Annotated in this window: 20 protein-coding genes and 1 riboswitch; of the genes, 12 read left to right on the top strand and 8 right to left on the bottom strand. The window is 68.9% G+C overall.

From position 1 onward, the window contains the following. Positions 1-40: 40 nt before the first annotated feature. The gene (locus tag ACFSVL_RS02970) at positions 41-820 is read left to right on the top strand and encodes an AraC family transcriptional regulator (RefSeq protein WP_378300151.1); all 780 of its coding nucleotides are present in this window, start codon (positions 41-43) and stop codon (positions 818-820) included. Here the strand turns inward: ACFSVL_RS02970 and ACFSVL_RS02975 are convergent. Beyond that, positions 771-2,339 carry a dolichyl-phosphate-mannose--protein mannosyltransferase gene (locus ACFSVL_RS02975; protein WP_378300153.1) on the bottom strand — a complete coding sequence of 523 codons (1,569 nt, stop codon included), beginning with the start codon at positions 2,337-2,339 and terminating at the stop codon, positions 771-773. The two genes, ACFSVL_RS02970 and ACFSVL_RS02975, sit on opposite strands and share 50 nt — an antisense overlap. 54 nt (positions 2,340-2,393) lie before the next feature. Between ACFSVL_RS02975 and rsmI the strand changes: the two genes are divergently transcribed. Then, positions 2,394-3,233 (top strand): 16S rRNA (cytidine(1402)-2'-O)-methyltransferase, encoded by an 840-nt coding sequence (gene rsmI / locus ACFSVL_RS02980; protein WP_378300155.1) that lies wholly within the window; start codon positions 2,394-2,396, stop codon positions 3,231-3,233. Positions 3,234-3,416: 183 nt separating this feature from the next. Here the strand turns inward: rsmI and ACFSVL_RS02985 are convergent, their stop codons facing one another. Further along, positions 3,417-3,890 carry a QsdR family transcriptional regulator gene (locus ACFSVL_RS02985; protein ID WP_378300157.1) on the bottom strand — a complete coding sequence of 158 codons (474 nt, stop codon included), beginning with the start codon at positions 3,888-3,890 and terminating at the stop codon, positions 3,417-3,419. Between the two features lie 176 nt (positions 3,891-4,066). Here ACFSVL_RS02985 and ACFSVL_RS02990 point away from each other — a divergent pair, with 176 nt between their 5' ends. Further along, positions 4,067-5,026 carry a quinone oxidoreductase family protein gene (locus tag ACFSVL_RS02990; protein ID WP_378300159.1) on the top strand — a complete coding sequence of 320 codons (960 nt, stop codon included), beginning with the start codon at positions 4,067-4,069 and terminating at the stop codon, positions 5,024-5,026. A gap of 22 nt (positions 5,027-5,048) precedes the next feature. Here the strand turns inward: ACFSVL_RS02990 and ACFSVL_RS02995 are convergent, their stop codons facing one another. From ACFSVL_RS02995 to ACFSVL_RS03015, 5 genes are all read right to left on the bottom strand, one after another. Next, positions 5,049-6,299, bottom strand: coding sequence for an aminodeoxychorismate synthase component I (locus tag ACFSVL_RS02995; RefSeq protein WP_378300161.1), 1,251 nt, complete (start codon positions 6,297-6,299; stop codon positions 5,049-5,051). Between the two features lie 45 nt (positions 6,300-6,344). Continuing rightward, the gene (locus ACFSVL_RS03000) at positions 6,345-6,959 is read right to left on the bottom strand and encodes a glycoside hydrolase family 25 protein (protein WP_378300163.1); all 615 of its coding nucleotides are present in this window, start codon (positions 6,957-6,959) and stop codon (positions 6,345-6,347) included. Between the two features lie 97 nt (positions 6,960-7,056). Continuing rightward, complete coding sequence (locus ACFSVL_RS03005) at positions 7,057-7,821, bottom strand: ABC transporter permease (RefSeq protein WP_378300165.1); 765 nt, start codon at positions 7,819-7,821, stop codon at positions 7,057-7,059. Then, positions 7,811-8,809, bottom strand: coding sequence for an ATP-binding cassette domain-containing protein (locus ACFSVL_RS03010; RefSeq protein WP_378300167.1), 999 nt, complete (start codon positions 8,807-8,809; stop codon positions 7,811-7,813). The genes ACFSVL_RS03005 and ACFSVL_RS03010 overlap by 11 nt, the downstream gene beginning before the upstream one ends. Positions 8,810-8,904: 95 nt before the next feature. Next, complete coding sequence (locus tag ACFSVL_RS03015; protein ID WP_378300169.1) at positions 8,905-9,492, bottom strand: PadR family transcriptional regulator; 588 nt, start codon at positions 9,490-9,492, stop codon at positions 8,905-8,907. Positions 9,493-9,553: 61 nt separating this feature from the next. On the opposite strand from ACFSVL_RS03015, the gene metG reads away from it, so the two are divergent. From metG to ACFSVL_RS03045, 6 genes are all read left to right on the top strand, one after another. Further along, positions 9,554-11,350: a methionine--tRNA ligase gene (gene metG / locus ACFSVL_RS03020; protein WP_378300171.1), complete on the top strand. Its 1,797-nt coding sequence runs from the start codon at positions 9,554-9,556 to the stop codon at positions 11,348-11,350. Positions 11,351-11,840: 490 nt separating this feature from the next. Further along, on the top strand, positions 11,841-12,665 hold the full coding sequence (locus tag ACFSVL_RS03025; protein ID WP_378300173.1) for a TatD family hydrolase: 825 nt from the start codon (positions 11,841-11,843) through the stop codon (positions 12,663-12,665). A 349-nt stretch (positions 12,666-13,014) separates the two neighbouring features. Further along, complete coding sequence (locus ACFSVL_RS03030; RefSeq protein WP_378300175.1) at positions 13,015-14,475, top strand: transglycosylase family protein; 1,461 nt, start codon at positions 13,015-13,017, stop codon at positions 14,473-14,475. 91 nt (positions 14,476-14,566) lie between these two features. Next, positions 14,567-15,409, top strand: a complete 843-nt coding sequence (gene rsmA / locus ACFSVL_RS03035; protein WP_378300177.1) for a 16S rRNA (adenine(1518)-N(6)/adenine(1519)-N(6))-dimethyltransferase RsmA — start codon at positions 14,567-14,569, stop codon at positions 15,407-15,409. Positions 15,410-15,450: 41 nt separating this feature from the next. After that, the gene (locus ACFSVL_RS03040) at positions 15,451-15,759 is read left to right on the top strand and encodes a hypothetical protein (RefSeq protein ID WP_378300179.1); all 309 of its coding nucleotides are present in this window, start codon (positions 15,451-15,453) and stop codon (positions 15,757-15,759) included. A 461-nt stretch (positions 15,760-16,220) separates the two neighbouring features. Next, positions 16,221-16,311, top strand: a riboswitch (SAM riboswitch). Between the two features lie 216 nt (positions 16,312-16,527). Beyond that, positions 16,528-17,541: a methionine ABC transporter ATP-binding protein gene (locus ACFSVL_RS03045; protein ID WP_378300181.1), complete on the top strand. Its 1,014-nt coding sequence runs from the start codon at positions 16,528-16,530 to the stop codon at positions 17,539-17,541. A 108-nt stretch (positions 17,542-17,649) separates the two neighbouring features. On the opposite strand, the gene ACFSVL_RS03050 is transcribed toward ACFSVL_RS03045, so the two are convergent. Beyond that, positions 17,650-18,120, bottom strand: a complete 471-nt coding sequence (locus tag ACFSVL_RS03050; protein ID WP_378300183.1) for a hypothetical protein — start codon at positions 18,118-18,120, stop codon at positions 17,650-17,652. A gap of 121 nt (positions 18,121-18,241) precedes the next feature. Between ACFSVL_RS03050 and ACFSVL_RS03055 the strand changes: the two genes are divergently transcribed. From ACFSVL_RS03055 to ACFSVL_RS03065, 3 genes are all read left to right on the top strand, one after another. Next, the gene (locus ACFSVL_RS03055) at positions 18,242-19,210 is read left to right on the top strand and encodes a 4-(cytidine 5'-diphospho)-2-C-methyl-D-erythritol kinase (protein ID WP_378300185.1); all 969 of its coding nucleotides are present in this window, start codon (positions 18,242-18,244) and stop codon (positions 19,208-19,210) included. Positions 19,211-19,255: 45 nt separating this feature from the next. Next, positions 19,256-21,025: an ABC-F family ATP-binding cassette domain-containing protein gene (locus ACFSVL_RS03060; protein WP_378300187.1), complete on the top strand. Its 1,770-nt coding sequence runs from the start codon at positions 19,256-19,258 to the stop codon at positions 21,023-21,025. A gap of 80 nt (positions 21,026-21,105) precedes the next feature. Further along, the gene (locus ACFSVL_RS03065; protein ID WP_378300189.1) at positions 21,106-22,794 is read left to right on the top strand and encodes a fatty acyl-AMP ligase; all 1,689 of its coding nucleotides are present in this window, start codon (positions 21,106-21,108) and stop codon (positions 22,792-22,794) included. Positions 22,795-22,937: the final 143 nt, after the last annotated feature.

The raw sequence follows: 22,937 nt of genomic DNA on the forward strand, positions 1-22,937 counted from the left end.
GTGGGCTTACTCTGACCGGAAGACGATAGGCTGTCACGTCATGTCGCAGTACGGTCAAACCGGCGCGATGCTGCTGGGCGACCTCCCGATCTCGGCCGGTGCCTGGTTCCCCTGGCACGAGCATCCGGCGCATCAGCTCGTCTGGGCCGCGCGCGGGGTCGCCGCGGTGATGGTCGGCGACGCGCAATGGGTGCTGCCGTCCACGCGCGCGCTCTGGATCCCGGTCGGCGTCTGGCATCGCACCGGCGCGGTCGGGCACACCGAACTGCGCGGCATCTACGCCTATCCGGACCAGTGCCCAGTCGACTGGCCTGCTCCGCGAATCGTGATCGTCCGGCCGTTGCTGCGGGAACTGCTTGAGCACCTGTCCGCGGACGGCATCAGCGACGACGCCCGCCGCCGCGCCGAGGCGGTCGCGTTCGATCTGCTGGAGCCGATGGACGTGGCACCGATCGTCGTGCCCGCACCCGCCGACCCGCGCGCGAAGGACGTCGCCGACGCGGTGCTCGCCGACCCGGCCGACTCGCGCAGCCTGGCGGAGCTAGGCAGGGAAGTCGGCGCGAGCGAACGGACGCTGGCCCGCGCGTTCGTCCGCGACTGCCGGATGACGTTCGGCACCTGGCGCACGCAAGCACGGCTGCGCGCGGCATTGCCGTTGCTGGCGCAGGGACTGCCGATGACGACCGTCGCGCACCGCATCGGGTACGCGACAGCCAGCGCGTTCGTCGCCGCTTTCCGCCGGGCTGTCGGGGTGCCGCCGGGGGCCTACTTCAGCGCCACGAAGGCAGCCACATCTCCGCCTGCCAGTGGTCGTTCGTGATCGGGATGCCGTTCAGAATCGGCCACAGCCAGGCGAAGTTCGCCACCACCAGCCCGACGTAGAGCGACACGACGAGCAGACCGGTGCCCCGGCGTTCGAATCCGCGTTTGGCGCTGCCGAGGATCTGCCCGAGCGCCAGCACCAGCCCGAGCACCAGGAACGGGGCCATCGGCGTGGCGTAGAAGAAGTACATCTGCCGGTCGATGTTGGTGAACCAGGGCAGGTAGCCGGCGAAGTAACCGGTGAGCACGGCGGCGTAGCGCCAGTCCGCGCGGAAGAACCAGCGCCACAGGCCCCAGCCGAGCACTGGAACGGCCAGCCACCACATCGCGGGCGTGCCGATCAGCATCGTCGCGCCGAGGCAGCGCGATTCGCCGCAGCCGGTGACGTTGCCGTCGTAGTAGTAGAGCATCGGCCGCAGGCCCATCGGCCACGTCCACGGCTTCGACTCCCACGGATGCGGATTGTCCTTGGGCGTCAGCAGGGTTTCGTGGAAATGCAGCACGTTGGCGGTGTAGCTGCCGAGCGAGCGCAGCGCGGGCGGGATCCAGCCGAACATGCCCGGGTCGAGATTCTTGATCTCGGTGTAGTGCCGGTCGGTCGCGGTCTCGCTGGCGAACCACGCCCAGTACGCCGCCAGGTACATCAGCACCGGCACGACGACGATCGCCCACAGCGCGGGCGCGACGTCCCGCCGGATCGTGCCGACCCACGGCCGCTGCACGCCCGCCGCGCGCCGGGCCGCGACGTCGAAGAACACCGTCAGCAGGCCGAACGCCGCGATATAGTAGAGCGCCGACCACTTCACGCCGAAGGTCAGGCCGATCATCAGCCCGCCCGCGAACCGCCACCACCGGAAGCCGAGCTTCGGCCCCCACTGCGATTCGCCGACCCAGCCCTCGCGCACCGCGACGGCCAGCCGCTGCCGCACCTGGTCGCGGTCGCAGAGCACACAGGCGAACGCGGCGAGCACGAAGAACGCGATGAAGATGTCGAGCATCCCCATCCGCGACTGCAGGTGCAGCACGCCGTCGCAGATCACCAGCACGCCCGCGATGCCGCCGAGCAGCGTCGAGCGGGTCAGCCTGCGCGCGATGCGCACGGTGAGCAGCACGATCAGCGTGCCGGCCACGGCCGACATGAATCGCCAGCCCCAGCCGTTGTAGCCGAACAGCCACTCGCCGAACGCGATGAAGTCCTTGGCCAGCGGCGGGTGCACGATCAGCTCGTACCCGGCGTTGTCCTCGTACCCGCCGTTGCGCAGCATCTGCGCGGCCTGGGGCACGTAGTGCTTCTCGTCGAAGACGGGACTGTTGTGGTCGGTGGGAAAGCCCAGATTCTGCAGCCGGACGACGCCGCCGATCACGGTCAGCACGATCGTGACGATCCAGCCGCGCAGCCGGTCGGCGGGCATGGCCCGGCCGAGCAGGGTGGCTACGCGGTCAGTCGGAGGGCGGCGCGCGTCGACCGGGTCCGGCCGCACGCTCTCGTCGTCGGCACGGGTCAGCAGCGCGGTCACGGGGCCCGATAGTACGGCCTGATCCACCGGCGGCGTCTGGTTAGGCTGACTGCCATGACTTCTGCGTCCGGACGGCTCGTGCTCGCTGCCACCCCGCTGGGCGATCCCGGCGACGCGTCCGCCCGGCTGATCGAGGCGCTGGGCTCGGCAGACGTGATCGCGGCCGAGGACACCCGGCGCCTGCGCGGCCTCGCTTCCGCACTCGGCGTGTCGCCCGTCGGCCGGGTGGTCAGCTTCTACGAGGACGTCGAGACCGCCCGGCTGCCCAAGCTGCTGGAGGCGCTGCACGGCGGCGAGACCGTGCTGGTGGTGACCGACGCAGGCATGCCGAGCGTTTCCGACCCCGGCTTCCGTCTCGTGGCCGCGTGCGTCGAGGAAGACCTGCCGATCACCTGCCTGCCCGGCCCGTCGGCGGTGACGACGGCGCTTGCGTTGTCCGGGCTGCCGTGCGACCGGTTCTGCTTCGAAGGCTTCGCACCGCGCAAGCCTGGCGAGCGGACGAAGTGGCTGGCGGAGCTGGACGGGGAACGCCGGACGGTCGTGTTCTTCGAATCGCCGCACCGGGTCGCTTCGCTGCTGTCGGACGCTGCTTCCGCGCTGGGCGGGACGCGCCGGGCCGCCGTGTGCCGGGAGTTGACGAAGACGTACGAAGAGGTCAAACGCGGCACGCTCGCGGAACTGGCCGAGTGGGCCGCAGACGGGGTTCGCGGGGAGATCACCGTGGTGCTGGAGGGCGCGACGCCTCGGCAGGTGGAGGTGTCGGATCTGGTGCCGGAGGTGGCGGAGCGGGTCGCCTCGGGGGAGCGGCTGAAGACCGTCGCGGCTGAAGTGGCTGGTGCGGCTGGGGTGTCTACAAAGGAGCTTTACGCGGCGGTGCTCGCGGCTCGGAAGTGATGCGTCCCCGCCGCGAACGAGCTTTTTCGCTGCCACCGCTTGTTCTCAGGTCCGTGAGGGGCACCCTGAGGGAATCAGATTCCCTCAGGGTGCCCCTCACGGACCTAGGTACCTGGTCGCACGGGCACTAATCGGGCATTTCGCGAGATTTTCGTCATTGCCCCCTGGGCGAAGCCTGGCACTTTAGTGACGCAAGAGCATTTTCGCCGCCACCAAAGCCTTTTCCGCGTCCGGCTCCTCGCCGGTGATGGCGTCGGTGTAGATAAACGACTCCCCGACCCGCACCAGCAAATACGCCAGATCCCCCACCGGCAGCGGCGACTCCAGCCGTCCCGCTGCCGCCTCGTCCGCCAGCAGCGTCCGCACCTTCTCGATCGTGCGCGACTGCACCAAGCTCGCCTTAGTCGTCAGCAACCGCAGCGCGCGCTCCGGCTCCCGTCGCAGAAACGCGCGAAACGGAGACGACGCGTTGACCGTCCGCACGAACGCCCCGATTGCCTCCGCGATGCCGTCCCCGCCGCGGCCTGCATAACTCACGTTATCCAGCACCGAGGCCGTTTCCGCCCACAGGATTTCGCTCAGCAGGTGATCGCGGCTGCCGACCCAGCGGTGCAGGGTCGCGCGGCTGACGCCGAGGTCGCCGGCCAGGTCGCGCATGTCCACGCGGTCGCCGGCGAGGAACCGGGCGCGGGCGAGCCGGAAGGCCGCGACGGCGTCGGGTCGCGAGGTACGGGTGGCTAGTGGCGTGTCGATGAGTGAGACGTTAGCAGAGAGTGTCCCATCGATGAGACATATGGCAGAATGTCTCACGAAGAGCGAGAGGAGCCGCGAAGATGCGTGCTGTGCAGGTGACCGAGTTCGGCGGTCCCGAGGTGCTGAAGCCGGTCGAGCTGCCGGATCCGGTGGCCGGGCCGGGGCAGGTGCTGATCGAGGTCGACCGCGTCGGGCTCAACTACGCCGACACGCACCAGGCGGAGAACTCGTACCTCGCCCCGAGCAAGCTGCCCCTCGTGCCGGGCGGCGAGGTCGTCGGTCGCACGGCGGACGGCAAGCGCGTGGTCGCGCTGCTCAACGGCGGCGGCGGTTACGCCGAGCGCGTCGCGGCCGACGAAGCCATGACCTTCCCGGTGCCGGACGGCGTCGACGATCTGAACGCGCTGTCCATGCTGGTCCAGGGCGCGACCGCGTGGATCATGCTGCGCAAGAACGCCCACCTGGAACCCGGCGAGACCGTGGTCGTGCACGCCGCGGCGGGCGGGGTCGGGTCGATCGCGGTGCAACTGGCGAACGCATGGGGCGCGGGCCGCGTCATCGCGACCGCCAGCAGCGACGAAAAGCGCGCGCTGGCGATCGAACTCGGCGCGGACGTCGCGGTCGACTCCCGTGCGGAGAACATGACCGAAGTCCTGCGGGAAGCCAACGGCGGCAAGCGAGTCGACATCGTTCTCGACATGGTCGGCGGCCCGACGACCGACCAGAGCATCGCCGCGCTGGCCCCGTTCGGCCGCCTGGTGTTCTACGGGATGGCCGGCCGCCGCTCGCCGAAGCCGATCGAGCTGCGCAACCTGCTCGGCCACAGCACGACCGTCGCCGGGATGTGGCTGCCGCACGTGTTCCGCTTGCCGGGCAACGTTTTCGGCACCGCGCTCACCGAGCTGTTCACCATGGTGCGGGACGGGAAGATCCGCGCGATCGCGGGCGGCGAGTACGCGCTGGCGGACGCCCGGAAGGCACACGAGGCGCTGCGCTCGCGCGGCACGACGGGCAAGCTGCTGCTCGACCCGCGCCGGTAAGCCTCGTGAGTGTGAAACCCGGTTAGAACCGGGTTTCACACTCACGAGGCCCAGCCAGCAACTCCTCCAGCGGCGCGGCTTTGTCCAGGCATTCCTGCCACTCCGCGGCACTGTCCGAGTCCGCCGTGATCCCGCCGCCGACCCCCAGCGCGATCCGGCCCCCGGCGATCTCGAACGTCCGGATCGCCACGTTCAGCTCCAGCCCCGCCAGTGGTGACAGCAATCCGACCGCGCCGGTGTACACGCCGCGCGCGGCCGGTTCCAGCTCGGCGATCAGGTCCAGCGCCCGGATCTTCGGCGCGCCGGTAACCGAACCCGGCGGGAACGTCGCCGCCAGCAGCCCGGCGTCGGTCACCCCGTCCGCCAGCACACCCTCCACAGTGGACGCCAGATGCCACACCCCCGGAGCTGGATGCACGGCAAGCAGTTCCGGCACCACGACGCTGCCGACCTCGCACACCCGCCCGAGGTCATTGCGCACCAGGTCGGTGATCATCACGTTCTCCGCGACGTCCTTCTCCGACCGCCGCAACCGGATCGCGTTGCCGTCGTCCGCCGGACCGCGACGGGGCAACGTCCCCTTGATCGGCGAGGACCGCACGCGACGGCCGCGGCGCTCCAAAAACAGTTCCGGCGACAGCGAAACCACCGAACCCCATTCACCGGTGACGTAAGCCGCCCGCCGCGGAGCCAGCCGCCGCACCCCCTCGGCGAACAGTGCGGCAGGCGAACCCTCGAACGTCCCGGTGAACCGCGAGCAGACGTTCGCCTGGAACAGTTCGCCCGCCTCGATCTCGTGCACGCACGCCTTCACCGCCTGCTCGTGTCCGGCAGGCCGGTCCAATGAGCTGGCGGACCACGACAACTCGGCGGACCCAGCCAGCGCACGCTCAATCACGGCAAACTGTGCGTCGGCGTCCCCTTCGAGCGACTCGAACCAGCACGCTCCCGCCGCGTCCCAGCGCAGCACATGATCCGCCCAGCCCCAGGCCGACAACGGAACCCCGGTCGATCGGCCGGACGGATCCGCCTGGTCGTAAGCCAGGAACCCGAACCACCCGCCACCGATCCGGTCGGACGGACCCGAGACCGAAAAAGCCGACGGGAACGGCCGCGGAGTCACCGCCACGAACGGCGCCACCACCGCCCGCGAACCGAACCAGTCCCCGCACACCGCGGCCGGCTCGGGCAGTCCGTGCGCCCGGGCGTACGCGGACAGCAGGACGAGCACCCGCGAAGGGGTCAGGTCGGTCCGCAGCCGCTGGAAACGCATCGCGCCATTGTGCCGGAAACCGGGGATGACCAGCGGAAAAGGTGATCAGAGCAGCACATCGGACAGTGCGAAGGGATACACCACCGCGTCCTGTGCCACCGGCCCGTCGACGCCCGGCACATCCGGCGCGAAGGCGTGCTGGTGCAGCCCGAGCCGTGAGTGGAACCAGCCGGGCCGCCCGGGAATGCCGTTGTGCCGCACGAGCCACAGCACCACGTCGGGGTCGGCCCAGCGATCCGGGTGCAGCCGGTGCGCCCAGCAGTCGTGCCCGGCGTACACGAGCACCCGGCGGATCTTCGCGGCGTGCCGCACGTGCTTGATCCACGCCTTCACGAACCGGTCGTCGACGCTCTGGGCATCCACCTCCAGCGCGGGCGCGAGCGAGCCGGGCGCGAACGCCCCGAGCCTGCTCGCCGTCCGGACGAAATGGTCGGCCTGGTCGTGCACAGCGCCGGGCCGCGCGTAGTGCCGGGCTCCGGTGTGGATGCCCGCGTGCTGGGCCGCGGCGAGCGTCCGCTCCGCGCCGGGGTCGCTCCAGTTGACGTTCTCACTGATGGTCACCGAGGCGAATCGCACGTCGGCGCCGCGCACCGCCGCCCAATCGAGCACTTGCTCGCGATGAGTGAGCGTGAGCCCGCGCCCACTCTCCGGTTCCGCCACCTCGCACCCCTGACAAGCCCCACGACGGGTGAAAGGCCACCCTACGTCCGGAATTCCGGAGCGGGGTGACCTTTCCCGGCGTGTCGATAGGCTTTGATCAGGCGTTTTCCCGCTGGAAGGTGCGCGTTCCCCACCACACGGCCAAAACGGCCATGACCAGGATGACCACGCTTCCGGTGAACAGCGCGTCCATCGAGAAGTCGCCGCGGAAGCTGTTGCGCTCCACGTCGACCACGTGCCGGAACGGGTTGATCTGCGAGATCGTGTACAGCCACTTCGGCGCCAGTCCCGCGGTGATCGGGATGAGGATCCCGGACAGCAGCAGCAACGGCATGAGCACCGCGTTGAGCAGCGCCGGGAACGACTCCTCGCTCTTGAGCGTGAGCGCCAGCGCGTAGGAGCACGACGCCAGCGTGAGCGCGAGCAGGAACACGATCAGCAGGCTCAGCAGCACCCCGCCGAACGGCGCGTTCAGGTCGAACACCAGGTAGGCGAGCAGGATGATCAGCACCGACTGCACGACCGCCTGCAGCGCGTTCGCCAGCACCTTCCCGAGCAGCAGCGCGGTCCGGTGCACCGGGGTGACCCGCATCCGCTCGACCACGCCGGACCGGAACTCGGCCAGCAGCCCGAAGCCCACGAACGAACTGCCGAACAGCGCCAGCTGCGCGATCAGCGCCGGCGTGAGCACCATCCAGCCGTCGACATCGGACATTCCCTGCGCGTTCAGCGACTTCACCAGCAGCGGGCCGAAGAAGAACAGGTACAGCAGCGGCTGGGCGAGGCCGATCAGCAGCCACGCCGGGTTCCGCAGCGCCGCGGTCATGTCGCGGCGGAAAATCAGCCAGGTGTCATGCAACACCGGACACCTCCGGTTCCGCCGGCGCGGGCTGCTCGGCTTCGCGCAGCGACCGGCCGGTGAGAGTAAGGAATACGTCGTCCAAGGTCGGCCGCGTGACCTGCATGGCGGTCATCGTGATGTCCTTGGCGTCGAGCGCGCGCAGCAGTTCCGGCATCGCGGTGTCGCCGCGCGGCACCCGGAACCGGATCGACCCCGGGGTCACCGCGAACTCGTGCGCGCCGGTCAGCTGCCGGGCCAGGTCCGCGGCGGCCTCGGTGGCTTCGGGAGCCACCTCGATCGCCACGCCGTCGCCGGACACCTGTGCTTTCAGCGCGTCCGGATGTCCCTCGGCGACGATCCGGCCGTCGTCGATCACGATCAGCCGGTCGGCCAGCGCGTCCGCCTCGTCGAGGTAGTGCGTGGTCAGGAAGATCGTCACGCCCTGTTCCGTGCGCAGTCGCCGGATGTGGTCCCACAGATTCGCCCGGCTCTGCGGGTCGAGCCCGGTGGACGGCTCGTCGAGGAAGACCAGCCCCGGCGAGTGGATCAGCCCCATCGCGATGTCGAGCCTGCGCCGCTGGCCCCCGGACAGCGTCTTCGTGGCCCGCTGGTCAAGCCCGGCCAGGTCGAGCTGGTCGGCGAGCACCTTGCCGCGCGCGATCGCGTCGGCCTTGCTCATCCGGTACAGCCTGCCCTGCATTTCCAGCTCTTCGCCGACGCGCGATTCGGGCGCGGTCCCGCCGCCCTGTGCGACGTACCCGATGTTGCGGCGCACCCCCGCCGCGTCGGTGAGCAGGTCGTGCCCGCCGACGGTCGCCGTGCCCGCGGTCGGCTTCAGCAACGTGGTGAGCATCCGCAGGGTGGTGGTCTTGCCCGCCCCGTTCGGGCCGAGAAACCCGACCAGTTCGCCCGCCTCGACGTCGAGATCGACCCCCTTCACCGCGTGCACTTCCCCGCCGGCTCGGCCCTTGCGGCGGAACCGCCGCTCGAGTCCGCGTGCCGTGATCATGGACAAACCCCTCTCCTCCCAGAAGATCAACTAGTCAATCTTGACTAGTTGACGCGCACACTGTGCCCGAGAAAAGAGCGGTTAGTCAAATTTGATTACTCGGGGGCGGGCGACCCGAACGCCGAGCCGGGGTCGTCGGCCATCACGTACTCGCCCGCTTCCAGCCTGGTGATCAGCCCGGTGAGCCATTCCCGGCTGGCCCTGGCGATCCCGCCCCACAGCCGGAACAGCTCGGACACGTGCGGCGGCTTGTTCCAGGTCTCGTCTTCCAGGCCCAGCTGTGACCGGCGCTCTTCGGCCTCGAAGTGGATCAGGTTCTGCCGGAGCAGGCTGATCACGTTCCGGCGCGGGAGCGCGGGCATCAGGCTGATCGCCGCGCACAGCTCCGCGTTGCTCGCGCCCGGATCGGACAGGCCCTTCGAGAGCAGGACCTGGAACTCCTGCTCGCCAGCTGGGGAAAGCCGGTAGGCGACCCGGTCCGGACCGCCGTCGCCCGGTTCGACGTCGATCTTCTCCAGCAGGTCCTCGGCGGTCATTTTCTTGAGTGCGTGATAGATCGAGCCGGGCTGGACGTTCGCCCACTTGTCCGCCGACCACGACAGCAGTTCGCGGCGCACCTGGTAGCCGTGCGCGCGGCCGAACATCCGCACGACCCCGAGCACCAGCAGACGTGTCGCCGACACCGGCTCTCCCTTCCCCGACCACCACGAAACGCACTGGAGCGCATCCGTAGGCTAAACAGGTATGAGCACCCCTGTGTTGACTGCGGTGGCCTGGCCTTACGCCAACGGCCCCCGCCACATCGGCCACGTGTCCGGATTCGGCGTCCCGTCCGACGTCTTCTCCCGCTACCAGCGAATGGCCGGCAACCGGGTGCTCATGGTGTCCGGTACCGACGAACACGGCACGCCGATCACCGTCCAGGCGGACAAAGAGGGGATGACCCCGCAGCAGACCGCGGACAAGTACACCCGCCAGATCGACGAGGACCTCCAGGGCCTCGGCCTGTCGTATGACCTGTTCACCCGCACCAGCACCGGCAACCACGCCGCGGTGACGCAGGAGATCTTCCTCGCCCTCAACCGCAACGGCTACGTGGTCCCGAAGACCACCCGCGGCGCGATCAGCCCGTCCACCGGCCGTACGCTGCCCGACCGCTACATCGAGGGCACCTGCCCGATCTGCGGCTACGACGGCGCGCGCGGCGACCAGTGCGACAACTGCGGCAACCAGCTCGACGCCGCCGAACTGATCAACCCGAAGTCGCGGATCAACGGCGAGACGCCGAAGTTCGTCGAGACCGAGCACTACTTCCTCGACCTGCCCGCGTTCACCAAAACCCTCGGCGACTGGCTGGGCACCAAGACCGACTGGCGCCCGAACGTCCTCAACTTCACCCGCAACCTGATCGACGACATGCGGCCGCGCCCGATCACCCGCGACCTGGACTGGGGCGTGAAGATCCCGCTGGACGGCTGGCGCGACCAGCCGCTCAAGCGGTTCTACGTCTGGTTCGACGCGGTCATCGGCTACTTCTCCGCGAGCGTCGAATGGGCACGCCGCAACGGCACGCCGGACGCGTGGCAGGAGTGGTGGAACAACCCCGACGCCCGCTCGTACTACTTCATGGGCAAGGACAACATCACCTTCCACGCCCAGATCTGGCCCGCGCTGCTGCTCGGCCAGAACGGCGAAGGCGACCACGGCGGCGAAGCGGGCAAGTACGGCAAGCTGCACCTGCCGGACGAGATCGTGTCCAGCGAGTTCCTCACCATGAGCGGGTCGAAGTTCTCGACCTCCCGGGGCACGGTCATCTACGTCCACGACTTCCTGCGCGAGTTCGGGCCGGACGCGCTGCGGTACTTCATCTCGGTGGCTGGGCCGGAGACTCAGGACACGGACTTCACGTGGGACGAGTTCGTCCGGCGGACCAACTTCGAGCTGGCCAACGAGTGGGGCAACCTCGTCAACCGGTCGATCTCGATGGCGCACAAGAACAACGGGGCGATTCCTGCGCCCACCGCGCCTGCTCCGGCGGATGAGGAGCTGAAGGCGCTGTCTCGGCAGGCGTTTGAGACTGCTGGTGGGCATTTGGCGCGGTCGCGGTTCAAACTGGCTGCGGCTGAGGCGATGCGGGTGGTGACTGCGGCTAACCGGTATCTGTCGGATCAGGAGCCTTGGAAGCTCAAGGAGGATCCGGATCGGCGGGACGCGGTGTTGCATACCGCGTTGCAGGTGGTTAGTGACGCGAACACCCTGTTGACGCCGTTCCTGCCGCATTCGGCGCAGAAGGTGCATGAGGCGTTGGGCGGGACTGGGGTTTGGGCTGCTCAGCCTGAGCTTCAGGAGGTTGAGGATCTTGATCTTCCGGATCGGGTCAATCCGATTCTGACCGGGGATTACGCGGGGGAGCAGGCTCGGTGGGAGTCCCGGCCGATCGAGGTGGGGCGGCCGCTGGAGAAGCCGACGCCGTTGTTTACGAAGCTGGATCCCAAGTTGGGGGAGACTGGGCCGGAGTGGGCTCCGATTGTGACTGAGTGACTGGCTGACGGCTCGTCGCCTGGCGGCGACATTGCGGTTTGTCCTCGGTGGGGGCACCCCGAAGCCCGATTGTGATGACGGACGGCGGGTGCTTGTCAAGGCGGGAAAGATGCCTTGACAAGCACCCGCCGTCCGCATTTGGGCTTCGTATCGGGGTGCGGGGGTGGTGTGGGTGCCTCGATGGTTTGGGTGCGTTGGTGGCGGTTTTGGTGGGGGTGGGGCTTGCGCCCCAATGTGGCGTTGGGTGCGTGGGATGCACCCAACGCCACATTGGGTGCGTGGGATGCACCCAATGCCACATTGGGGCGCTTCGGCGGGTGGGTGCGGGGGTGGTCCGTGAAGGACTCCTTGAGGGAATCTGGGTCTGTGAAGGGGCCCCTCACGGATGGGCGGGCTCGCCGAGGGGCTGTGAGGGGAACCCTGGGGGAATCTGGGGCTGTGAGGGTTCCCCTCACGGCTTTGGGCGGCTGGCGCGCAGTAGTTTGAGGGCATGGGTGACGAAAAGCGTGAGCTTCCGCCGGTTCCCGATCGGCTGCCGGTGACGGTGGTTGACGCGCACACTCATCTCGACGCTTGTGGCGCGAAGACCGCGGCTGATGTCGCGGAGATGATCGACCGGGCGGAGCGGGCGGGGGTTGCTCGTGTCGTCACCGTTGCTGATGATCTTGCGGCTGCTCGGTGGGCCTCCGAAGCGTCCACCTGGGACTCGCGGGTTTTCGCTGCGGTTGCCATCCATCCCACGCGCACCAAGGAGTTCGGGCCTGCGGAACAGTCCGAAGTGGAGCGTCTGGCCCGTGGTGAGCGGGTGGTCGCGGTCGGTGAGACGGGGCTCGACTACTACTGGGACTACTCGCCGCACGATGCGCAGCAGGTGGCGTTTCGCTGGCACATCGACCTTGCGAAGCGGCTTGGCAAGGCGCTGATGATTCACGACCGCGACGCGCACGAGGACGTGCTTCGCATCCTCGACGAGGAAGGCGCGCCCGAGACGGTCGTCTTCCACTGCTTCTCCGGCGACGAGCACATCGCGCGCCGTTGTATCGACAAGGGTTACATCCTGTCCTTCGCCGGCACGGTCACCTTTAAGAACGCGCGCGGGCTGCACGAAGCCGCGCGGATCGTGCCGCGTGGGCAGTTCCTCGCGGAGACGGACGCGCCGTTTCTGACGCCTCATCCCTACCGTGGGCGGCCGAACGAGCCGTATTGCACGGCTTACACCGTCCGCTTCCTCGCTCAGCTGCGCGGCGAAGCGGTCCACGAGGTGGCCGAAGCGGTCCGGACCACTGCCGAACGCGCATACCGGCTGCCTGCCTGATTCCGTACTGTCACAACGGGTTGCACGGATTGCGACATTCGAGGAGGCGCATTCGTCCACCTGATGAGTGACGCAAGTCACGACACTCCGGGGGGTGTTTGCGCAACCTGCCAACACCCGTTACTGTCCCGTGATCGTGCCGGTCGGTACCGCGACGCGGAACCGGCTGATACGCCCACCAGTCACGTCAGTGCACGTCGGGGAAGCGGAACCGGGGTTGGTACGACTCGGGACCGTGACGATGGCGCTGGCTGGGGGTGTCGGACTTGAGAGGCGCGCCCGAGGGTGCGTCGCGAACGAAGGACGACGCGCGAGGTACGCGCGATGTCTTGGGAAAGGGAACGACCCGGTGACTGGTAGTCGGCAGGATGACACGCGTCTTGACGCGGGTTCGGCGTATTTCTCCTCCTCCGCTGGTTCGGTGGCCGTGCTCGACCGCGAGCTTGAGGACACCGCCTACGGGCAGATCGACTTCTCCGACGAGCTTCGCGTGACCGAGCAGGACGTGCTCGCCGCACTCGGCCCGGACGCCGACGCGCTGATGTCGGAGATCGACGTCGACGTGGACGAGCTGATCCGGCTCATCAACGCCGAGACCACGATGCTTCCGCCGCTCGTCCTCCCGGACGAGGTCGAGCAGGACCGCACCGCCTCCCCCCAGGCCAAGAAGGTCGAGGTCGAGGAGGGGCTGCGCGAGGCGACCAAGACCTGGAAGCGCCGCTTCCTCAAGGGTGCCGTGCTTTCGCTGCTGGTCACCATCGGTGGCGGCGGCGCGGCGGCGCTCGCGATGAACAAGAGCGTCACCGTCGACGTCGACGGCCACCAGCAGACCGTGCACAGCTACGGCGACACCGTCGGCGAGGTGCTCGAGGACGCGGGCCTGTCGGTCGGCGCGCACGACGCGCTTTCGCCCTCCCCACAGGCCGCGGTCGGCGACGGCGGCGTCATCAAGCTTGAGCGCGGGCGTCAGCTGAACCTCGTCGTGGACGGCGTGTCGCGGCCCTCCTGGGTCCGCGCGACCACGCTCGGCCAGGCCATGGACCAGCTCGGCATGGGCAGCATGATGTCCCAGGGCGCGTGGACGTCGATGCCGTCGTCCGGCGAACTGCCGCTCGAGGGCTCCACCGTCCAGGTCAAGACCCTCAAGCACATCACGCTTTTCGACGGCACCAACGCGCCCCGCAAGGTGGACACCACCGCGGTGACCACCAAGGAGTTCGTCTCCGACCTCAAGCTGAACCTCGGCCCGGACGACGCGATCGACGGCGGTCTCGACGTCAGCCTGAAGAACGGCGCCGAGGTCCACGTCAGCCGCATGGGCGTGTCGATGGTCAACCAGGAAGAGACCATCGACCCCGAGGTGCAGAAGGTCGACGACCCCACGTTGCTGCAGGGCCAGCAGAACGTCCAGGACCAGGGCACGCCGGGCAAGAAGCTCGTGACCTACAAGGTCACCAAGAAAAACGGCGAAGAGATCTCCCGCGAGCACGTCTCGGAGAAGGTCCTCGTCGAGGCCAAGGCCAAGATCATCAAGGTCGGCACCAAGAAGCCGCCGACGCCCGCGATCGGCGACACCGGCGCGTGGGACCGCATCGCGCAGTGCGAGTCGGGCGGCAACTGGTCCATCAACACCGGCAACGGGTACTACGGCGGCCTCCAGTTCGACCGCCAGACCTGGAACGCCTACGGCGGCCAGCAGTACGCCCCGACGGCCGACAAGGCCACCCGCGAGCAGCAGATCGCGATCGCCGAGAAGGTGCGCGAGGACCGCGGCGGCTACAGCGCATGGGGCTGCGGCCACAAGGCCTGAGCACCCTCCGATTTCCGGCAGGCGGCCGGGAGCCTCGCGCTCCCGGCCGCCTGTTTTCGTATGCCCCGTTGTCGCTGGGTAGGCTCGTCCGGTGGTGGAACTGCTGGGGCCTGCCGAAATCCGCGGGCTGGCCGACGAACTCGACGTCCGGCCCACGAAGAAGCTCGGGCAGAACTTCGTGCACGACCCCAACACGGTCCGCCGCATCGTCGAACTCGGCGGCGTGGCGCCGGGGGACGTCGTGCTGGAGGTCGGGCCCGGTCTCGGGTCGCTGACGCTCGGCCTGCTCGCCGCCGGTGCCGAGGTCATCGCCGTGGAGATCGACCCGGTGCTCGCCGCCCGGCTGCCGCGCACGGTGGCTGAGCGCGCGCCAGAGGCGGCGGACCGGCTGACCGTCGTCGGTGCCGACGCGCTGCGGGTCCGCGCCGCTGAGCTGCCCGCTGAGCCGGTGTCGATCGTGGCGAACCTGCCGTACAACGTCGCGGTGCCGGTGGTGCTGCACCTGCTGGCTGAGCTGCCGTCGCTGCGCAGCGGGCTCGTGATGGTCCAGACCGAGGTCGCGGACCGGATGGCGGCCGGGCCGGGCAGCCGCACCTACGGCGTGCCGAGCGTGAAGCTGGCTTGGTACGGCCCGGCGCGCAAGGTCGCAGCCGTGCCACGCGCGGTGTTCTGGCCGGTCCCGAACGTCGATTCCGCGCTGGTGTCGTTCACCCGCACCGACCCGGTCGCCGGAGTGGACCGCGCGCGGCTGTTCGCGGTGGTCGACGCGGCGTTCTCGCAGCGGCGCAAGACTTTGCGGGCGGCGCTGGCCGGGTGGGCCGGATCCGCCGAGCGGGCGGGCGAACTGCTCGCCGAGGCCGGGATCGACCCGAAGACGCGCGGCGAGCAGCTCGACGTGCACGCGTTCGCCCGGATCGCGGCCGCCGGCGCCTGACCGGGGACCCCTCCCGCCGGGACCGGGCTAGCTTCCGCGGCATGCTCCGGAACCTCTTGCTGGCCTTGTTCCAGCTCGTCGGCGCGTTGCTGATCGTCGGCGGGCTGCTCGGCATCGCGGCCGGGGTGGCGATGCGGTACAACGATCCGGACGCGGTGATGTGCGGCGACCGGGTGATGCCGCGCGATCCGTCGTACTTCTGCAGCGGCGGCGGCACCTACGAGTCCATGGCGCGGGCGCAGCAGGCCTCCTACGACCGCAGCCCGTACATCGCCGGGTTCTCCTTCGCGGGCGTGCTGGCCGGGATCCCGGTGGCCTACTTCGCGTCGAAGAAGCGGTACCGGTGGTAGCAGGATCAATCCTTCTGAGTGTCCGTACAACTACTCTCAGTCGCTGCCGAGATGGCCGGTTTGCTGTGACTGACGGCTCCTCAGCGCGCTGGCATTCGGGGGAGTCCGACTGCTCCCCGGCACGGATTGTTCAGCTGTCTCGGTTCGAGATGCTTCGCTTCGAGGTGCTATCTCGGCTCGGTTGCCGACGCGGCAGCGAGAGTGCCGGGGCACGCATCCAGCTCACCCTTGACAACGAGAAAACTATTGATCCATAAGATCTCCTGATCGTCCACAGTGGAACGAACTTGTTCGCGACCGACGGCTGGCGGGCCAGGTGCGCAGGTCGAGGCACTGTTCGGCGACCGAGGTTCCGGGTTTCCGGGTCCTGGACGCGGTGTTCCGGTATGCGGGCACCACCAGACGTGTGATCTGCACCAACGAGCTTGCGTTCAGCCAATGGGATCGGCTTTACTCGAAAGCGTCCATCCCGAGCGACTGAGAGACCTGGCTCGCCGAAGTCGCAGCAACCACCCTCCGCAGGGCAGGTGCTACCGCCAGGACCGATGGAGGCTGTTTTCGATGAAGAGGGTCACCCGCCCGCTCCTGCTGACCCGCCGGCGCGTAGTCGACGAAGGTCGCCGCACGGTATGTGCGTGTCAACGCTCCATGGTCATCGCCTGATCGTCTTTTCCGCAGTTTCTTGCGCCGTCCATTGTGGACGGTAATTCGATGACGCCTGGCGCGCCCGGAAACGGCGCCGCGCCTCGTTTTGCCTGGAGCCCTTTCGTGATCACTGTCGAAAACGTGTCCAAGTCCTTTCCCTTCCACGGAAATCGTGTCGCCGCCCTGCGCGACGTGAGTGTCGACGTGCAAGCCGGCTCGCTGTTCGGCGTCGTGGGCCCGTCCGGTTCCGGCAAGTCGACCCTCGCCCGCTGCATCGCGCTGCAGGAGCGGCCCGACCGCGGCGTCGTGCGGCTCGACGGCCTCAACACCGCGACGCTCGACGGCAAGCGGCTGCGCGAGATCCGCCGTCAGCTCGGCGTGATCGGGACCAAGCCGGAGCTGATCGCCGAGCGCACCATCGCCGGCAACATCGCCAGCCCGCTGGAGCAGCTCGGCGTCGACGGCCCGCAGCGGCGCAGCCGGGTCGGCTCGCTGCTCGACCTGGTCGGCCTCACCGCCCGCGCGACGCAGAAGCCCGAAGAACTCACCGAAGGCCAGCTCCGCCGGGTCGCGGTGGCCAAGGCGCTCGCCGCCGGACCGGCCGTGCTGCTCGCCGACGACCCGACCGCCGGGATCGCTCCGGAGGACTCCGGCGCGGTGCTCGCCGTGCTCGACCGGGCGCGCGCCGAGCTGGGCGTGACGATCGTGGTCACCACGCCGGACGCGGACGTCGTCCGCCGGGTCTGCGACGACGTCGCGGTGCTCGACAACGGTGCGATCGTCGAGCGCGGCACGGTGCTGGACCTGATCTCGACGCCGGACAGCTGGACCGCGCAGGCGGTGCTGCCGTCGATCGAGACGTCGCGCGCCCAGTCCGCGAAGTACGACCGCTCGGTCGATGTCGTGCTGATCGGCTTCGCGTCGGTGGGCGCCCTGCTGCCCGAGGCGGCCAGCCGCTTCGACGTGGAGCTGGCCACCATCGGCGGCGGGCTCACCCGCATCGGGGACACCCCGATCGCCCGCTTCCGTCTCGGTGTCCGCGGCGAGCGGGCCGACGCGGCGCTGTCCTGGATCGCCGACCGGGGTGCGCACGTGAGCCAGCCGGCTCGCGGTCCGCAGAGCGTCGTCGCTGCCTGATTTCCCTTTCGCCGAACCGTTTTCGAGGGCCGTCCCATTCGATTGGGGCGGCCCTCGCCGCGTCTGCGGGACACGGAGACCCATCAGTCAGGTCACGTGGGCAAACTTTTAGGACAGCTGTCCTGACGACTGTCCTTTGTGGTCGTTCCGGCGGAGGATCTCGGCCAGCGCCGGATCCGCGTGCGCTTCCGCGGTCTGCTTCCACTTCGCGACGAGGGTGGCGACCGGGACCGGATTGCCGAGAGATTCGGCTCGCTCCAGGGTTTCGGCCAGTTCGCCGACGAATGTCCGTACCTCCGCCGCCGACAGGTACCGCGCCCACGGGAACGCGGCGGGCAGCACCTCGGCGGTCTCCGCGGTCTCCGTGTTGCGGCGCATCAGCTCCACGAGGAGCGTGACGGCCGCCGAAACCGCGGCAGCCACCTGCTCCGCGCGCTCGGCGGTGACCAGCAGCAGATCTGGTTTGTCCTTCTCCCGTCGGCGAATCCGGACCGAACGGCTCGGCGAACGTTCGAGCTGGTCCACCACCTGGCGCGGGCGCAGCGACAGCTCCGACAGGTTGACCTCCGGCACGCGCATACTTCCAAAGTACTTCCAAACTGGCCCGGCGGGCCAATCCGGAGCGACGGCTGGGGGAACTTCTGTGCCAACGTTTTCTCCTGGCGGCGCCTGACCTGCGGCAGCCACGTAGGCTGGACGGGTGCTCGCTGTCGTTCCACCACCAGTCACCGTCCGGGTCCCGGCCAAGGTCAACCTGCACCTGGCCGTCGGCGACCTGCGGGCGGACGGGTTCCACGAGCTGGTCACCGTCTTCCAGGCGCTTTCGCTCACCGATGAGGTGACCGTCGCGGCCACCGACGAGCCGGGGCTCGAGGTGTACGGCGAGGGCGAGCGCAGGGTGCCCACCGACGGTGCCAACCTGGCGTGGCGCGCGGCTCGCGAGCTGGCCGCCTACGCCGGAAGGCCGGACGCGGATGCGCCGAAGGTACGCATCGTGCTGCGCAAGGGCATTCCGGTCGCCGGCGGCATGGCGGGCGGGAGCGCGGACGCGGCGGCGGCGCTGGTCGGGCTCTCGTCGCTCTGGAAGCTCGACGTCACCCGCGACGAGCTGGCCACCATCGCCGGCCGGCTGGGCAGCGACGTGCCTTTCGCGCTGTACGGCGGCACCGCGCTCGGCACCGGCCGCGGCGAGCAGCTCGTGCCGGTGCTCGCGCGGCACACGTTCCACTGGGTGCTGGCCTTCGACGAGGAGGGCCTGTCCACCCCCAAGGTCTTCGGCGAACTCGACCGGCTGCGCGCGGACGGCAAACCGCCGCGGATCGGGTCGCACACGCCGGTCGTGGAGGCGCTCGCGTCGGGTGATCCTCGCCAGCTGGCCCTGTTGCTCGGCAACGACTTGCAGGCGGCCGCGGTGTCGCTGCGGCCAGGCCTGCGGCGCACGCTGCGTGCCGGGGTGAACGCGGGCGCGCTGGCCGGCTGTGTGTCCGGCTCCGGGCCCACGTGCGCGTTCCTGTGCTCCGACGCGGAAACCGCGGTCGAGGTGGCCGCCGAACTGTCCGGCGCGGGAGTGTGCCGCACGGTGCGGGTCGCGCACGGCCCGGTGCCCGGCGCGCGCGTGGTCGGCGGCGACGACGCACCGCGCAACGTGCCGCCACGCGTGCACGCCTGAAAAAACCATCGCTTGAATCAATAGTCCACAGTGGAAAGGATCCGGATGGCCAACCTGGTCAACCTGGAGTCGGTGAGCAAGTCCTACGGTGTGAAGCCGTTGCTGGACAACGTTTCCCTCGGTGTCGCCGAGGGGCAGCGGATCGGCGTCGTCGGGCTCAACGGCGGCGGCAAGACGACGCTGCTCGAAGTCCTTTCCGGACTGAGCGAACCGGATTCCGGCCGGGTGAGCCAAGTTCGCGACCTGCGGATGGCCGTCGTCACCCAGCGCACCGAGCTGCCGGACGGGAGCACGGTCGGCGACGTGGTGTTGCAGCGCTACGGAGCCGAGCACGAATGGGCCGCCGACGCGCGCGTCCGGTCTATTGTGGACGGGCTGGGGATCACCGCGATCGGCCTCGACACCCCGACCGCGAACCTGTCCGGTGGCGAACGCCGCCGCGTCGCGCTGGCCGCCGCGCTGACTGGCGAACTGGACCTGGTGGTGCTCGACGAGCCCACTAACCACCTTGATGTCGAAGGCGTGCGCTGGCTCGCCGATCACCTGCTGGGCCGGCGGATCGCGGTCGTGGTCGTCACGCACGACCGGTGGTTCCTCGACACGGTCGCGAGCCTCACCTGGGAGGTCGCGAACGGCCGGGTCGAACAGTACGAAGGCGGCTACGCGGACTGGATTTTCGCGCGCGCCGAACGGGCTCGCCTCGCCGCGACCGCCGAGGAGAAGCGGCAGAACCTGGCGCGCAAGGAACTGGCGTGGCTGCGCCGCGGTCCGCAGGCGCGTTCGTCGAAGCCGCGCTACCGCGTCGAAGCGGCCGAGGCGCTGATCGCCGACGTGCCGCCGCCGCGCGATTCCGTGGAGCTGATGGCGTTCGCGAAACGCCGGCTCGGCAAGACGGTGCTGGAGCTGGAAGACGCGTCGCTCACGGTCGGCGACCGGACGCTGGTCGACCACGTGACGTGGCGGATCGGCCCCGGCGACCGGATCGGCCTCGTCGGCGTGAACGGCTCCGGCAAGACCACGCTGCTGAAGCTGCTGGGCGGCGACGTCGAATCGCCGACTGGCCGGCGCGTGCAGGGCAAGACGGTCGCGCTCGCGCACCTGCGCCAGGAACTCGACGATCTGCCCGCTGACCTCCGGGTGCTGCAGGCGATCGAGCAGGTCGCGGGCCGTGTCGTGTTCGGCAAGCAGGAGATGACCGCGTCGCAGCTTGGCGAGAAGCTCGGCTTCCCGGCCGCCCGCCAGTGGACGCCGGTCGGTGACCTCTCCGGTGGCGAACGCCGCCGGCTGCAGCTGTGCCGGTTGCTGATGGCCGAGCCGAACGTGCTGCTGCTGGACGAGCCGACGAACGACCTGGACATCGACACCCTGCAACAGCTCGAAGACCTGCTCGACGGCTGGCCGGGCACGATGGTCGTGGTCTCGCACGACCGGTACCTGGTCGAGCGCGTCTGCGACGCCACGTACGCGCTCCTCGGCGACGGCAAGGTCACGCACCTGCCGGGCGGCATCGAGGAGTACCTGCAGCGGCGCGCTCGCGCGAAGGAAGCCGCGCCGCGCCGGGAAGCACCGGCGGCGGAGAAGACCGAGGCCAAGCGCAGCGCGGCGGAAACCCGTGCGGCGCAAAAGGAACTCGGTCGCCTGGAGCGGAAGCTGGACCAGCTGGCGAAGCGTGAGGAGAAGCTGCACGCGTCGCTGGCCGAGGCGGCCACCGACCCGGAAAAGCTGATCGAGCTGAACACCGAACTGAAGGCCGTCCTGGCGGAGAAGGACGACGTCGAGGCGCGGTGGCTGGAGACCTCCGAACTCGCCGAGTGACGCAGCTCGTCTGACGCCGGACATCCGCTGTTCACGCCGCCGCGGGCGGTCCGCGGAAACCGGACAGTAATCTGACGCACATGAGTCGGTTTGTGGACACACTGGTCGGAACTGCGGCGGACCGGGGACAGCGGCGCGGCATGGTGACCGGCGAGCCCAAGGAGCCGGTGCGCCGGACCTGGGCGCAGGTGCACGACGAGGCGCGCCGGATCGCGGGCGGGCTGGTCAGCGGCGGGTTGGCGCCGGGAAGCGCGGTGGCGGTGCTGGCCGCCGCGCCGGTGCTCATCGCGCCGACCGTGCAGGCGGTGTGGCTCGCCGGCGGCAGTGTGACGATGCTGCACCAGCCGACGCCGCGCACCGACCTCGGCGAATGGGCCGAGGACACGGTGAAGGTGCTCGAGATGATCGGGGCCGAACTGGTCGTGCTCGGTGAACCGTTCGACCAGCTCGCGCCGGTGCTCGAGGGCAAGGGCATCAGCTACCGGCTGATCTCCGACCTCGCCAAAGCCGAACCGCTGCCCGAGATCGTGCCGACCGCCGAGGACGACACCGCGCTGCTGCAGCTCACCAGCGGATCCACCGCGGAGCCGAAGGCCGTCCGGATCACCTACGGCAACCTGTACACCAACGTCAAGGCGATGGTCGACCGCGCGGAGTTCGAATTCGACACCGACGTGATGGTGTCGTGGCTGCCGACCTTCCACGACATGGGCATGGTCGGCTTCCTGACCGTGCCGATGACGTTCGGCGTCGAGCTGGTCAAGATCACGCCGGTCGAGTTTCTCACCGGGCCGTTGATCTGGCCGGAACTGATCAGCAAATACGGCGGTACCACGACGGCCGCGCCGAACTTCGCGTACGCCATTGTGGGTAAGCGGATGGCGCGGGTCGAGGACGACAACGCCTATGATTTGTCGAAGCTGCGGATTGCACTTAATGGTGCGGAGCCGATCGACGAGACCGCCGTCCAGACCTTTGTGGACGCTGGGAAGCGATTCAAGATGCCGCCGGAGTGTGTTTTTCCCGCTTATGGGATGGCTGAGGCGACGTTGGCGGTTTCGTTCGCGCCGTTGTTCACTGGGTTGACTTTGGACATTGTCGAAGCCGATGCGCTTGAGGCAGACAATCGTGCGGTGCCGGTTCCGGAGGGGGATCCTCGGCGGGGGACGGACGAGGTGCGATCGTTCGCGTTGCTTGGGCGGCCGTTGGATGGGCTGGAAGCGGACATCGTCGATGAGTCCGGTGTTGTGTTGGGGGAACGGCAGGTTGGGGAGATTCGGCTTCGTGGCGAGGCGGTGACGCCGGGGTATTTGACGGTGGACGGGCCGTTGGATACGCGGGGGGCCGATGGGTGGATGAAGACTGGCGATCTTGGCTATCTGGTTGATGGGCAGATCGTGATTTGTGGCCGCCGTAAGGACGTCATCATTATGGGCGGGCGGAATTTGTACCCGACTGATATTGAGCGTGCGGCTGGGGCGGTGGATGGCGTGCGGGCTGGGAATGCCGTTGCGGTCCGGCTGGATGCGGGGAGTCGGCGGGAGCGGTTCGCTGTGGTGGTGGAGTCGAAGCTGGCTGGGGATGTGGTGGAGGAAAGCCGGTTGGGGAAGGAGATCGCTGGCCGGGTTCGGGATGCGGTGGATATGCGTCCGTTCGCGGTGGTGGTGCTTCCGGCTGGGAGTTTGCCTAAGACTCCGTCGGGGAAGGTGAAGCGGGCGGCTACTGCGGTGCAGTATGCGGAGAAGATTGCGCGGAATGCTGTTGTTTGATTTCTGGGTGGTTTGAGTTCGGGCTCGTCGCCTGGCGGCGACATTGCGGTTTGTGCCTGGTGGGGGCACCCCGAAGCTGGATTGTGACTACGGCGCGGAGGTGCTTGTCAAGGCGGGAAAGATGCCTTGACAAGCACCCCCGC

Origin of the sequence: Amycolatopsis silviterrae (genome assembly GCF_042684085.1) — a bacterium.
Lineage (GTDB): Bacteria > Actinomycetota > Actinomycetes > Mycobacteriales > Pseudonocardiaceae > Amycolatopsis > Amycolatopsis silviterrae.